This is a genomic window from Streptococcus cristatus, from assembly GCF_019685515.1.
In the GTDB taxonomy this organism is placed as follows: Bacteria; Bacillota; Bacilli; order Lactobacillales; family Streptococcaceae; genus Streptococcus.
Genome location: NZ_JABFFN010000001.1, coordinates 533,310 through 546,771 on the forward strand (window position 1 = coordinate 533,310; position 13,462 = coordinate 546,771).

The 13,462-nt window shown below is 42.2% G+C and carries 14 protein-coding genes; 13 read left to right on the top strand and 1 reads right to left on the bottom strand.

The features are described from left to right. Positions 1 to 109: 109 nt before the first annotated feature. The 13 genes from FOA33_RS02550 to FOA33_RS02610 all read left to right on the top strand — a co-directional run bounded on the left by FOA33_RS02550 (position 110) and on the right by FOA33_RS02610 (position 12,158). On the top strand, positions 110 to 622 hold the full coding sequence (locus FOA33_RS02550; RefSeq protein ID WP_033583486.1) for an adenine phosphoribosyltransferase: 513 nt from the start codon (positions 110 to 112) through the stop codon (positions 620 to 622). Between the two features lie 186 nt (positions 623 to 808). Beyond that, complete coding sequence (gene metA / locus FOA33_RS02555; protein WP_033583487.1) at positions 809 to 1,753, top strand: homoserine O-acetyltransferase MetA; 945 nt, start codon at positions 809 to 811, stop codon at positions 1,751 to 1,753. Positions 1,754 to 1,761: 8 nt separating this feature from the next. Next, complete coding sequence (locus FOA33_RS02560) at positions 1,762 to 2,439, top strand: DnaD domain-containing protein (protein ID WP_084932951.1); 678 nt, start codon at positions 1,762 to 1,764, stop codon at positions 2,437 to 2,439. A 96-nt stretch (positions 2,440 to 2,535) separates the two neighbouring features. Next, entirely contained in the window at positions 2,536 to 3,294 is a 759-nt protein-coding gene (tpiA, locus tag FOA33_RS02565; protein WP_000087900.1) for a triose-phosphate isomerase, read from the top strand. A 179-nt stretch (positions 3,295 to 3,473) separates the two neighbouring features. Beyond that, a complete protein-coding gene (locus FOA33_RS02570; protein WP_221160537.1) occupies positions 3,474 to 5,210 on the top strand; it encodes an ABC transporter ATP-binding protein in 1,737 nt (578 codons plus the stop codon). An 8-nt stretch (positions 5,211 to 5,218) separates the two neighbouring features. Continuing rightward, positions 5,219 to 7,000 carry an ABC transporter ATP-binding protein gene (locus tag FOA33_RS02575; protein WP_221160538.1) on the top strand — a complete coding sequence of 594 codons (1,782 nt, stop codon included), beginning with the start codon at positions 5,219 to 5,221 and terminating at the stop codon, positions 6,998 to 7,000. A gap of 149 nt (positions 7,001 to 7,149) precedes the next feature. After that, complete coding sequence (locus FOA33_RS02580; protein ID WP_221160539.1) at positions 7,150 to 7,668, top strand: Dps family protein; 519 nt, start codon at positions 7,150 to 7,152, stop codon at positions 7,666 to 7,668. Positions 7,669 to 7,878: 210 nt separating this feature from the next. Next, on the top strand, positions 7,879 to 8,217 hold the full coding sequence (locus FOA33_RS02585; protein ID WP_221160540.1) for a zinc ribbon domain-containing protein YjdM: 339 nt from the start codon (positions 7,879 to 7,881) through the stop codon (positions 8,215 to 8,217). Positions 8,218 to 8,219: 2 nt separating this feature from the next. Then, a complete protein-coding gene (locus tag FOA33_RS02590) occupies positions 8,220 to 8,843 on the top strand; it encodes a Pr6Pr family membrane protein (protein WP_221160541.1) in 624 nt (207 codons plus the stop codon). A 112-nt stretch (positions 8,844 to 8,955) separates the two neighbouring features. Beyond that, on the top strand, positions 8,956 to 10,107 hold the full coding sequence (locus FOA33_RS02595) for an MFS transporter (protein WP_221160542.1): 1,152 nt from the start codon (positions 8,956 to 8,958) through the stop codon (positions 10,105 to 10,107). A 99-nt stretch (positions 10,108 to 10,206) separates the two neighbouring features. After that, positions 10,207 to 10,956, top strand: a complete 750-nt coding sequence (gene truA / locus FOA33_RS02600) for a tRNA pseudouridine(38-40) synthase TruA (RefSeq protein WP_221160543.1) — start codon at positions 10,207 to 10,209, stop codon at positions 10,954 to 10,956. Then, the gene (locus tag FOA33_RS02605; protein WP_057488624.1) at positions 10,946 to 11,719 is read left to right on the top strand and encodes a bifunctional hydroxymethylpyrimidine kinase/phosphomethylpyrimidine kinase; all 774 of its coding nucleotides are present in this window, start codon (positions 10,946 to 10,948) and stop codon (positions 11,717 to 11,719) included. The genes truA and FOA33_RS02605 overlap by 11 nt, the downstream gene beginning before the upstream one ends. After that, the gene (locus FOA33_RS02610; protein WP_061588343.1) at positions 11,697 to 12,158 is read left to right on the top strand and encodes an ECF transporter S component; all 462 of its coding nucleotides are present in this window, start codon (positions 11,697 to 11,699) and stop codon (positions 12,156 to 12,158) included. Before FOA33_RS02605 ends, FOA33_RS02610 begins: the two co-directional genes overlap by 23 nt. A 208-nt stretch (positions 12,159 to 12,366) precedes the next feature. Here FOA33_RS02610 and FOA33_RS02615 read toward each other — a convergent pair whose 3' ends face one another. Further along, entirely contained in the window at positions 12,367 to 13,449 is a 1,083-nt protein-coding gene (locus FOA33_RS02615) for a M24 family metallopeptidase (protein WP_221160544.1), read from the bottom strand. Between the last annotated feature and the right edge of the window lie 13 nt (positions 13,450 to 13,462).

Below are 13,462 nucleotides of genomic sequence, written 5' to 3' on the forward strand. Positions count from 1 at the left end.
AGAAAAATCAGTTCATTGATCAGCTTTGTAGCAATAGTGCGTTTCCTCTTCTTCTTTCACAGAAAATATGGTATAATAGAGAGTAAAAAACTTTGAAAGAAAGAAAAAGATGAATTTAAAAGATTATATCGCAACGATTGAAAATTATCCTAAGGAAGGCATTACCTTCCGTGATATCAGCCCTTTGATGGCAGATGGAAATGCTTATAGCTACGCTGTTCGTGAAATTGTTCAGTATGCAACAGACAAAAAAATTGACATGATTGTGGGCCCAGAGGCCCGTGGATTTATTGTCGGATGCCCAGTTGCTTTCGAGTTGGGAATTGGCTTTGCACCTGTTCGTAAACCAGGGAAATTGCCACGTGAAGTGATTTCTGCTGACTATGAGAAAGAGTACGGTATCGATACCTTGACCATGCATGCTGATGCAATCAAGCCAGGCCAACGCGTTCTCATCGTAGATGATCTCTTGGCAACAGGTGGAACTGTCAAGGCAACAATTGAGATGATTGAAAGACTTGGTGGAATTGTAGCAGGCTGTGCTTTCTTGATTGAACTGGATGATCTTAAGGGCCGTGAAAAAATCGGAGATTACGATTACAAGGTACTTATGCATTATTAATAAAAAACAGTCCTTTGGGCTGTTTTCTCTTCATCAGCTATATAAATTAACTATAGCTAGTTAGAGAAAAACTATAATTGAAAACTATATCTTCATACAGTATAATATAGGGAAGAAGTATTTGGAGGTTTTTGCTTTCAAACAGACAAGATCATTCCCGAAATAGAGAACTGTTAGGAGGGTATTATGCCGATTCGACTTGATAAAAAATTACCAGCTGTGGAGATTTTAAGGACAGAAAATATCTTTGTTATGGACGACCAACGGGCCGCTCATCAGGATATTCGCCCCTTGAAGATTTTGATTTTAAATCTCATGCCCCAAAAGATGGTAACAGAAACGCAACTCTTGCGGCACTTGGCTAATACACCGTTGCAATTAGATATTGATTTCTTATATATGGAAACGCATCATTCCAAGACAACTCGTGCCGAACATATGGAAACCTTCTATAAGACCTTTCCAGAGGTCAAGGATGACTTTTTTGATGGAATGATTATTACGGGAGCACCAGTGGAGCATTTGCCTTTTGAGGAAGTAGATTACTGGGAGGAATTCAAGCAGGTCATCGAATGGTCCAAGACGCATGTTTTTTCAACCCTCCATATCTGTTGGGGAGCACAAGCAGGTCTTTATGTTCGCTATGGTGTTGAAAAGCACCAGATGGATCGGAAACTATCAGGTATTTACCCACAGGACACCTTGAAAGAGGGCCATCTTCTCTTTCGTGGTTTTGATGATCGCTATGTAGCTCCTCATTCTCGTCATACTGAGATTTTAAAAGAAGAAATCTTAAACAAGACCAATCTTGAGATTCTGTCAGAAGGTCCTGAGGTTGGGGTTTCTATCTTAGCTAGTCGAGATTTGCGTGAGATTTATAGTTTTGGTCATTTGGAGTACGATCGTGACACTTTGGCAAGAGAGTATTTTCGTGATTATGAGGCGGGACTCGACCCGCATATCCCAGAGAACTACTTTAAAAATGATGATGTAAATGAGACCCCCTGTCTCTGTTGGTCTTCATCAGCGGCCCTCTTTTTCAGCAATTGGGTAAACTATGCAGTTTATCAGGAAACCCCTTTTGACTGGAGAAAGGTAGAGGATGATGCGGCTGCATTTGGATATTTATAAGAGGAATTATGACATATTTTGACGCTTTTAAAACAGGGAACTTGGTTTTGCCAAGTGCCCTGCTCTTGCATTTTAAGGAGCTCTTTCCTTCCAGCGAAGATTTTCTCGTCTGGCAATTTTTCTATTTACAAAATACCACAGCCTTAGGAGATGTTTCACCTAGTCAGATTGCTGAAATCATTGGGAAAGAGGTGGCAGATGTCAACCAATCTATTTCGAATTTGACTGAAAATGGTTTGCTACAATATCGGACCATTGAACTAAATGGGGAAATTGAGCTGATTTTTGATGCTAGTCTGGCTTTTGAACGCTTGGATAGCTTGTTGGATACCCAAACTCCAGTTGTGACTGTCCCAAACCCCAAAAATCAATTGAAGGATCTGGTTGAAACTTTTCAGCAGGAATTGGGTCGCTTGTTAACACCATTTGAAATCGAAGATCTTTCCAAGACTGTCAAAGAAGATGGAATCAAGGCGGATTTGATCAAGGAAGCTCTCCGAGAGGCGGTTTTTAATGGCAAACCAAACTGGAAGTACATTCAGGCAATTCTACGAAACTGGCGCCATGAAGGCATTCAGTCTGTGGCCCAGGTGGAGGCCAAACGAGCAGAGCGAGAAGCGAACAATCCCAAACAAGTTCAGGCTTCGGCTGATTTCCTCGATGCCATGAATTTGTGGCAAGATTAGTCGCTTGAAAATTCTTGAAAATTAGAGTAAGGTTTGCAAGCTCCTTATAAATATGATAGAATAATAGTGAATAAAATGAAAAAAGAGGTATGTGAAATGTCACGTAAACCATTTATCGCTGGTAACTGGAAAATGAACAAAAATCCAGAAGAAGCAAAAGCATTCGTTGAAGCCGTTGCATCAAAACTTCCTTCATCAGACCTTGTTGAAGCAGGTATCGCAGCTCCTGCAGTTGATTTGACAGCTGTTCTTGCTGCTGCTAAAGGTTCAAACCTTAAAGTCGCTGCTCAAAACTGCTACTTTGAAAATGCAGGTGCGTTCACTGGTGAAACTAGCCCACAAGTTTTGAAAGAAATCGGTACAGACTACGTCGTGATCGGTCACTCAGAACGTCGTGACTACTTCCATGAAACTGACGAGGATATCAACAAAAAAGCAAAAGCAATCTTTGCAAACGGTATGCTTCCAATCATCTGTTGTGGTGAGTCACTTGAAACTTACGAAGCTGGTAAAGCTGCTGAATTCGTAGGTGCTCAAGTATCTGCTGCATTGGCTGGATTGACAGCTGAACAAGTTGCTTCAACAGTTATCGCTTATGAGCCAATCTGGGCTATCGGTACTGGTAAATCAGCTTCACAAGATGATGCACAAAAAATGTGTAAAGTTGTTCGTGACGTTGTAGCTGCCGACTTCGGTCAAGAAGTTGCGGACAAAGTTCGTGTTCAATATGGTGGTTCTGTTAAACCTGAAAACGTTGCTTCATACATGGCTTGCCCAGACGTTGACGGTGCCCTTGTTGGTGGTGCGTCACTTGAAGCTGAAAGCTTCTTGGCATTGCTTGATTTTGTAAAATAATCTAGCTCATTCCAGACAGACAGTTAAAAGTACTAAGTGACTTTGACTGCCTGTCTTATTTTTACTTGGAGCATTCTTGTGAAAGAGGGATTTTTCTAGACTAGGAAAGTTCCTTAGGGAAAGAAAGGCGTGCAGATGCGCGCTCTTTTCTATATCAAAAAGTTATGAAAGGGGGAGTTATGCTCTATATTTGGTCTTATTTGAAAAAATACCCCAAGTGGTTATTCTTGGATTTCTTTGGAGCGGTTTTCTTTGTTGTCGTCAATCTTGGACTGCCAACTGTTCTGGCTCGGATGATTGATGAAGGTGTGAATAAAGGAAATGAACAGCAATTGTATGTTTGGGCTGCAATTATGCTAGTGATTATCCTATGTGGAACCTTGGGGCGTATAGTCTTGGCTTATGCTGCTAGTAAGCTGACGACCAATATGGTCAAGGATATGAGAGATGATCTCTATGCCAAATTACAAGAGTATTCTCATCATGAATATGAAAAGATTGGAGTGTCTTCACTGGTTACTCGTATTACCAGTGATGCCTTTGTTCTCATGCAATTTGCAGAACAGACCTTAAAACTGGGTGTCATCACTCCCATGATGATGCTGTCTAGTATCTTAATGATCTTCCTAACCAGTCCGTCATTAGCCTGGATAGTGGCCTTTGCAGTACCTTTCTTGGCTGTGGTGGTCATTTATGTAGCGGTCAAGACTCGACCATTATCAGAGAAACAGCAGGCTACCTTAGATAAGATAAACCAATATGCCAGGGAAAATCTGATGGGACTCCGTGTCATTCGTGCCTTTGCCCGTGAGGAGTTTCAAGAGGAACGCTTTGCAGGACAAAATGCAGTCTATGCAGCCAATTCCAATCGTCTGTTTAAACTAACCGGTTTGACGGAACCTTTGTTTGTTCAGATTATCATTGCCATGATTGTAGCTATTGTCTGGTTTGCTCTGGACCCTATCAAACAAGCTTCCCTGCAAATTGGAGACTTGGTAGCCTTTATCGAATATAGTTTCCACGCTCTCTTGTCCTTTCTTTTCCTATCCAATCTCTTCACCATGTATCCTCGTACAGCCGTTTCGAGTGAACGGTTGAAAGAAGTCATGGATATGCCGATTTCTATTGATCCCAATGAAGGAGGCGTCAGAGAGACAGCAACCCACGGCTATTTGGAATTTGAAAATGTCACCTTTGCCTATCCCGGTGAGACGGAAAACCCTGTTTTGCATAATATTTCTTTCAGCGCTAAACCGGGTGAAACCATTGCCTTTATCGGATCGACCGGATCGGGCAAGTCCTCTCTTGTGCAATTGATTCCACGTTTTTACGATGTCACCCTTGGAAAAATCAAGGTTGATGGTGTCGATGTGAGAGATTACCGCCTCAAGTCTCTCCGTCAAAAGATTGGTTTTATCCCGCAGAAGGCCTTGCTTTTTACAGGAACTATCGCTGAAAATATCCGCTATGGGAAGGAAGATGCTAGTCACAAAGATTTACATCAGGCAGCGGATGTGGCGCAAGCCAAAGATTTTATCGAAAGCCGAGAAGAAGGCTTTGCGACCCATCTAGCTGAAGGTGGAAGCAATCTTTCTGGAGGACAGAAACAACGTCTCTCAATTGCCAGAGCGGTTATAAAGAATCCTGATATCTATATTTTTGACGATTCCTTCTCAGCCTTGGATTATCGTACGGATGCTATTTTACGCCGTCGTCTCAAGGAAGTTACTCAAAATGCTACAGTTTTAATTGTTGCTCAACGTGTCGGAACCATCATGGATGCCGACCAGATCATCGTTCTTGATAAGGGAGAGATCGTGGGTCGCGGTCGCCATGAGGAATTAATGGAAACCAATGATATCTATCGTGAGATTGCTGAGTCGCAGTTGAAAAATGCATCTCTCACAGAAGAATAGGAGGAAATATGAAAACACAATCTAGTTTGGCTCGTTTGTGGAGCTATTTGAAAGCCTACCGTTTTTCTGTCTTTTTTGCAGTCTTTCTAAAAGTTTTAAGCGTAGTCATGAGTGTCTTGGAGCCTTTTGTATTGGGGCTAGCCATTACGGAGTTGACAAAGAATCTCTTAGATATGGCTAATGGTCTTGCAGGCGCTCGTATCAATACTGGCTACATCGGAACTGTTTTAATCATTTACCTCTTTAGAGGTCTCTTGTATGAACTTGGTTCTTATTATTCCAACTATTTCATGACCAATGCGGTCCAGTCTATGACTCAGGATCTGCGAAATGAAATGACCGAGAAAATCAATCGTATCCCAGTATCTTTCTTTGACAAACACCAATTTGGTGATTTGTTGGGGCGCTTTACCAGTGACGTTGAGACAGTGTCTAATGCTCTTCAACAGTCTTTTCTCCAAATTGTCAATGCCGTTTTGACGATTGTTCTCGTCATGGGAATGGTTTTATACTTGAACTTTCAACTGGCTATAGTGGTGATTCTATCCATTCCAGTGACTTATTTTGGTGCTAGAAGTATCCTGAAATGTTCTCAGCCTTATTTTAAAGAACAGGCGGCTATTTTAGGACGGATGAATGGCTATGTGCAGGAAAATCTTACAGGTTTTAATGTCTTGAAACTATATGGTCGTGAGGAAACTTCTCATAAAGAATTTTCTAAGATTACAGACGATCTCCAACGTGTTGGTTTTAAAGCCAGCTTTATCTCTGGGCTCATGATGCCAGCCCTTCATGCCGTATCAGACTTGACCTATCTGATCGTTGCAGTTCTTGGTGGTTTGCAAGTGATTGCGGGTCGTTTGACAGTGGGGAATATGCAGGCCTTTGTTCAGTACGTTTGGCAGGTCAGCCAGCCTATCCAAAACATCACACAACTTGCGGGTCAAATGCAAAGTGCTAAGTCTTCGCTAGACCGCATCTTCGACATCTTAGATGAGACAGAGGAAGTCAAGGGAGAAGAACTCGAAATCCTTGAACCCTTAACAGGTCAGGTGACCTTCAAGCAAGTTGACTTCCAGTATGTTGAAAACAAACCATTGATTCGAGACTTTAATCTAGAAGTTCAACCGGGAGAGATGGTGGCGATTGTTGGTCCTACTGGAGCTGGTAAGACGACCTTGATCAATCTGCTTATGCGCTTTTACGATGTCACAGCAGGCGCAATCTTGGTTGACGGGCAGGATATTCGTCGGTTGTCACGTCAAGACTACCGCCGTCAGTTTGGGATGGTCTTACAGGATGCTTGGCTTTATGAAGGTACGATCAAAGAAAACCTACGTTTTGGAAATCTTGACGCCAGTGACGAGGAAATAATAGAAGCTGCCAAAGCAGCAAATGTAGACCATTTTATCCGAACTCTTCCTGGTGGTTACAACATGGAGATGAACCAAGAGTCAAGTAATATTTCCCTTGGGCAAAAACAACTCTTGACCATCGCGCGTGCTCTCCTAGCCAATCCTAAAATTCTCATTCTGGATGAAGCGACTTCCTCTGTTGACACCCGTTTGGAACTCTTGATTCAAAAAGCTATGAAACGCTTGATGAAGGGAAGAACCAGCTTTGTCATCGCCCACCGTCTCTCGACCATTCAAGAAGCGGATAAGATTCTCGTTCTTAAGGATGGACAGATTATTGAACAGGGAAATCATGAAAGCTTGCTCCAAGCAAAAGGCTTTTATTATGATTTGTATCAAAGCCAATTTTCAAGTAAATCTGATCAAGTCAGCTAAGCAAAACTGTCCAGACTATTCTTAAATTATCAGTCTATTGCAACTTTTCTCAGATAGTACACTTTCCTTGATATCATTTTCTGGTAGTAGTATACTTGTATTATAGCTACTGTGAAGTAGTTATAAAAAAATGAAAAGAGGTAAGAAATATGGTTGAATTGAAAAAAGAAGCAGTAAAAGATGTAACAGCATTATCTAAAACAGCGCCAGTAGCATTGGCAAAAACAAAGGAAGTATTGAACCAAGCAGTAGCGGACTTGTATGTGGCTCACATTGCTCTTCACCAAGTTCACTGGTATATGCGTGGTCGTGGTTTCCTCGTATGGCATCCAAAAATGGATGAATACATGGACAGTCTTGATGGTTATCTTGACGAAATCAGTGAACGTTTGATCACTCTTGGTGGCAAACCTTACTCAACTTTGACAGAGTTCCTTCAACACAGTGAAATCGAAGAAGAAGAAGGAGAATTCCGTAACGTTGAAGAAAGCTTGGAACGTGTTCTAGCGATTTACCGCTACCTCATCGCTCTTTTCCAAAAGGCTTTGGATGTGACTGATGAAGAAGGCGATGATGTTACAAACGATATCTTTGTTGGTGCTAAGGCTGAACTTGAGAAAACAGTTTGGATGCTTGCAGCAGAACTTGGACAAGCTCCTGGTTTGTAAGATATAGTTGCTACCCCTTTTATCATGAGGTGCCTGATAAGTGCCCATGACCAATCATCTTTTAAAAGTCATGTAACTGTAAAAAGTTGCATGACTTTTTTGTCTGCTAGACTTAGGACACATTGTCAAAAGTAGGATTTTACGGTATAATAGTTGCTGTTCGAGAAATTTTGATTTTCAAAGAATAGTGAAATGTTATAAGGAGAACCCATGAAAAACTTACCAAATTGTCCAAAATGTAATTCAGAATATGTCTACGAAGACGGAAGTCTCTTGGTCTGCCCAGAGTGTGCCTATGAGTGGAACCCTGCAGAAGTTGCAGAAGTAGAAGAAGGTGTTGTTGCTATCGATGCCAACGGAAATAAATTAGCCGACGGCGATACTGTAACCCTTATCAAGGACTTGAAAGTAAAAGGTGCGCCAAAGGATTTGAAACAAGGAACTCGTGTTAAAAATATCCGTATCGTAGAAGGTGACCACAACATCGACTGTAAGATTGATGGTTTTGGAGCTATGAAACTCAAGTCAGAATTTGTTAAGAAAATCTAGCTATGAAAACGAACTACAAATTTATCTTTTATAGTCGTGTGCTCTTGTTCTTAGCGGCATTTACAGGAGTTTATTTGGAGATTACCAAGCACGGTGGTTTTGGAATGCTCCTTTACTACACAGTGTTGTCCAATCTTTTGGTAACGATTTTCACGGGTTATCTGCTTCGTGTGATGAGCCGCTCAGGTGAAAATTGGCAAAGTCCGACCTTGCTTCGTCTCAAGGGTGGTGTTACCATGAGTATCATGATTACCTGTGTGATTTACCATTTTATGCTTGCTCCGATTGCGACAGACTTTTACCGTGTGGAAAATTTCCTTTGCCACTATATCGTTCCACTCTGGTTTTTAGCCGACACCCTCTTCTTTGATAAACAGGGTCAATACAAGATCTGGGATCCAGTCTTGTGGACCATCTTGCCCTTGGTTTATATGACTTTTGCCTTGTTTAACGGCCTGGTCTTAAAACTCAATATTCCGAATTCCAAGGACAATCCCTTCCCTTATTTCTTTTTAAATGTGAACAAGGGTTGGGACGTGGTTATCAAATGGTGTTTGATCATTTTTGCGGCGTATATGGTTGCAGGCTTCATCTTCTATCTGATCAAGCAAATCAAGCGAAAATAGTCTTCCTATTAGGAAAGTTAGGACGGAGTCTCTAGTTCAATTGGGCTCCTTCTTTTCTTGCCATCTTCCTTTTAAAAGGATCAACAGTGAGAAATATACAGAAAGAAAATTCATGAAACAATTTTTAGAACGGGCTAGTATCTTGGCCCTCTCCCTCGTTTTGATTACCTCCTTTTCCATCTCAAGTGCTCTGCCAGCCATGTTTGACTACTATCAAGGCTATCCCAAAGAACAAATTGAGCTCCTGGTCAGTCTCCCTTCTTTTGGAATCATGATTATGCTGGTTTTAAATGGGTTTTTGGAGCGATTGTTTCCTGAGCGACTTCAGATTAGTCTAGGACTTATCATCCTTTCTATCGGTGGAACAGCCCCTTTCTGGTATCAGGATTATAACTTTGTCTTTGCTATGCGGATTTTATTTGGCTTGGGTGTTGGGATGATCAATGCCAAGGCTATTTCCATCATCAGCGAACGCTATCATGGAAAGACACGGATTCAGATGCTGGGTCTCCGCGGATCAGCAGAAGTTGTCGGGGCGTCGATTTTGACTCTAGTGGTAGGTCAACTCTTATCTTTGGGATGGACAGTGACCTTCTTGGCCTACAGTGCGGGATTTTTAGTATTGATTCTTTATCTGCTCTTTGTCCCTTATGGGAAAGAAAAGAAAGAAACAAAGAAAAAAGAGGCCGAAACGACTCGTTTGACAGGACAGATGAAAGGCCTAATTTTTCTATTGGCTGTCGAAGCAGCAGTTGTTGTCTGCACCAACACAGCTATCACCATTCGTATTCCTAGTCTGATGGTGGAAAGAGGTCTAGGGGATGCCCAGTTATCGAGTTTGGTTTTAAGTATTATGCAGTTGATTGGTATTTTGGCAGGTGTGAGTTTTTCTTTCTTTATCTCTCTGTTTAAAGAAAGGTTGCTCCTTTGGTCAGGTATCACCTTTGGATTGGGGCAGATTGTGATTGCCTTATCTCCGTCATTGGGTGTGATGGTAGTTGGAAGTGTTGTGGCAGGTTTTTCCTACAGTGTGGCCTTGACCACTGTATTTCAGCTTCTTTCTGAAAGAATCCCAGCCAAGCTCCTTAATCAGGCAACATCTTTTGCAGTGCTAGGATGCAGCTTTGGAGCCTTTACGACACCTTTCATTCTTGGGGCGATCGGCTTGGTGACTCAAAACGGCATGTTGGTCTTCACCATTCTAGGATGCTGGTTGATTGTCACTTCTATCTTTGTTATGTACGCACTTCAAAAGAGAGCTTAGGATTGGTTTCCTAAGTTTTTCTTTCTTGGAATTTTGTACCCAGACAATTATTGGTTTTTAAACTTGTTTACACTTTTATTTCCTGATAAAATAGAAGTTATGACGAGATATAAAGCAACTATTTCTTATGATGGTTACGCCTTTGCTGGTTTTCAGCGCCAACCTCATGCGCGGAGCGTTCAAGAGGAAATCGAAAAAACGTTGACGAGACTCAATAAGGGGCAACCCATCACTGTTCACGGTGCTGGTAGGACAGATAGTGGGGTCCATGCTCTTGGTCAGGTTATTCATTTTGATCTGCCCTATCAGATGGATGAGGAGAAGCTCCGTTTTGCTCTAGACACTCAGTCCCCAGAAGATATCGATGTGATTTCGATTGAGATTGTGGCGGATGATTTTCATTGTCGTTATGCAAAACATAGCAAGACCTATGAGTTTATCGTGGATAGGGGGCGTCCTAAAAATCCGATGCGCCGTCACTATGCTACTCACTTTCCCTATCCGCTCGACGTGGAGCGGATACAGATAGCAATCAAAAAGCTAGAGGGGACCCATGATTTCACCGGTTTTACAGCATCTGGAACCAGTGTAGAGGACAAGGTTCGGACCATTACAGAAGCGAGTTTAACAGTCGATGAGACAGGCCAATTTTTGACCTTTACCTTTTCAGGAAATGGCTTCTTGTATAAGCAGATTCGCAATATGGTGGGGACACTGCTCAAAATTGGAAATAATCGTATGCCAGTTGAGCAGATTGACTTGATTTTGGAGAAGAAGGACAGACAGCTTGCAGGTCCAACGGCTGCACCAAATGGCTTGTATTTAAAGGAGATTCGTTATGAAGAATAATCGTATTTTAGCACTTTCTGGAAATGATATTTTTAGTGGTGGTGGTTTGTCAGCTGATTTGGCTACCTATACCTTGAACGGCTTGCATAGCTTTGTAGCAGTGACTTGTTTGACAGCCTTGACTGAAAAGGGCTTTGAAGTCTTTCCAACTGACGATGCCATTTTTCAACATGAATTGGATAGCTTGCGTGATGTGGAATTTGCAGGGATTAAGATTGGTCTTCTCCCTACTGTCAGTGTGGCTGAGAAAGCCTTGAACTTTATCAAGCAACGTCCAGGAGTGCCTGTTGTATTGGATCCCGTCTTGGTCTGCAAGGAAACGCACGATGTGGCTGTCAGTGAACTCTGTAAAGAGTTGATTCTCTTTTTCCCTCATGTCAGTGTGATTACGCCAAATCTTCCTGAAGCAGAATTGTTGGCGGGTCAGGAAATCAAAACTTTGGAAGATATGAAAGCTGCAGCGCAGAAATTGCATGATTTAGGAGCGCCAGCAGTCATTATCAAGGGAGGCAATCGCCTTAGTCAGTCCAAGGCTGTAGATGTCTTTTATGATGGACAAAGTTTTACTGTCCTAGAAAATCCTGTTATCCAAGGACAAAATGCTGGTGCAGGTTGTACCTTTGCCTCAAGCATCGCCAGTCACTTGGTTAAAGGGGATGAACTTTTACCAGCAGTAGAAAGCTCTAAGGCTTTCGTTTACCGTGCTATTGCACAAGCAGATCAATATGGAGTAAGACAATATGAAGCAAACCAAAACAACTAAAATCGCCCTTGTATCCCTCTTAACCGCCCTTTCTGTGGTTCTAGGTTATTTCTTAAAGATTCCAACACCAACAGGCATTCTAACTCTCTTAGATGCGGGTATCTTCTTTGCGGCCTTCTACTTTGGTAGTCGTGAAGGGGCTGTAGTCGGAGGTCTAGCAGGTTTCTTGATTGACCTCTTATCAGGCTATCCACAGTGGATGTTCTTTAGCTTGATCAACCATGGCTTGCAGGGATTTTTCGCAGGATTTAAAGGAAGATGGCAATGGCTAGGCCTTATCTTAGCTACTATTGCGATGGTAGGAGGCTACGCCTTGGGTTCAACTTTGATGAATGGCTGGGCAGCAGCCCTACCAGAAATCCTACCAAACTTCCTGCAAAATATCGTGGGAATGGTTGTAGGGTTTGTGCTTAGTCAAAGTATTAAGAAAATTAAGTAAAGCGGCTGGAGAAAAGTTCTAAAAATCAGAAAAACGCATAATATCAAGTGTTGAAAAACCTTGATACTATGCGTTTTATTGTGGGAAGATTTTATACTCTTCGAAAATCAAATTTAAACCGCGTCAACGTCGCCTTGCCGTACTCAAGTACAGCCTGCGGCTAGTTTCCTAGTTTGTTCTTTGATTTTCATTGAGTATTAGATGAATATTAATCAAAATAAAGCAAGTCTTTGCTGGTGCTTGTAAAGAGGTCTAAGCCATCCTTAGTGACAACACCACAGTCTTCAATACGAACGCCGACTTTACCGGGGATATAGATACCTGGTTCAACAGAGAAGCACATGCCTTCTTCGATGACCATGTCGTTTCCTTCCATGATAGATGGGAATTCGTGGACATCCATACCGATACCGTGACCGAGACGGTGGTTGAAGTACTCACCGTAACCAGCTTTTTCGATGACTTCACGGGCAGCGCGGTCTACTTCATGAGCAGTCACACCAGGTTTGATAAAGTCAAGGGCAGCTTGTTGGGCTTCAAGGGTCAAGTTGTAAATATCTTTCTTGAATTGGTCTGGTTTGCCGACAGCGACTGTACGAGTCATATCTGATGCGTAGCCATTGACCATAACACCCAGGTCAAAGAGGAGAAGGGCGTCTTTTTCAACCTTGTTTGCACCAGGAATTCCGTGTGGATTTGCAGCATTGTCACCAGTCAAGACCATGGTATCAAAACTCATTTCATAGCCTTCACGTTTTAAGGCGAAGTCGATTTGGGCGATGATATCTGTCTCTGTTTTATCAAGAGAGATATTGTCAAAACCAACTTTTACAGCTTTATCAGCATAGAGACCTGCAACCATCATTTTTTGCACTTCATCAGCTGATTTGATGAGGCGCATGCGTTGGATGCGAGGAGTGAGGTTTTCAAACTCAGCAGTTTCAAAGACTGCTTTCAAACCATGGTATTTGGTTAAGATGAGATTGTCAAACTCAACAGCAACACGTTTGAAGTCGTGCTGAGGCAAAGCGTTTTTGATTTTTTGCCATGGATTTTCAGAATCCACATAGCCCACTACTGGGAAGGAAACAGTGCTGGTTGCACGCTCCACTTCAAGGGCTGGGACAAAAAGGAGAGGTTCCCAGTCCGCTAGGACAAAGAGGAACATTTGGCGTTCATGGGGATCACTGTAAAAACCAGTGAGGTAATTAATAGTGACGGGGTCAGATACGACAGCGACGTCTAGTTTTTCTGATTCAAGATATGTTACGATTTGTTGTAATTTAGACATATGCTACCTTCTT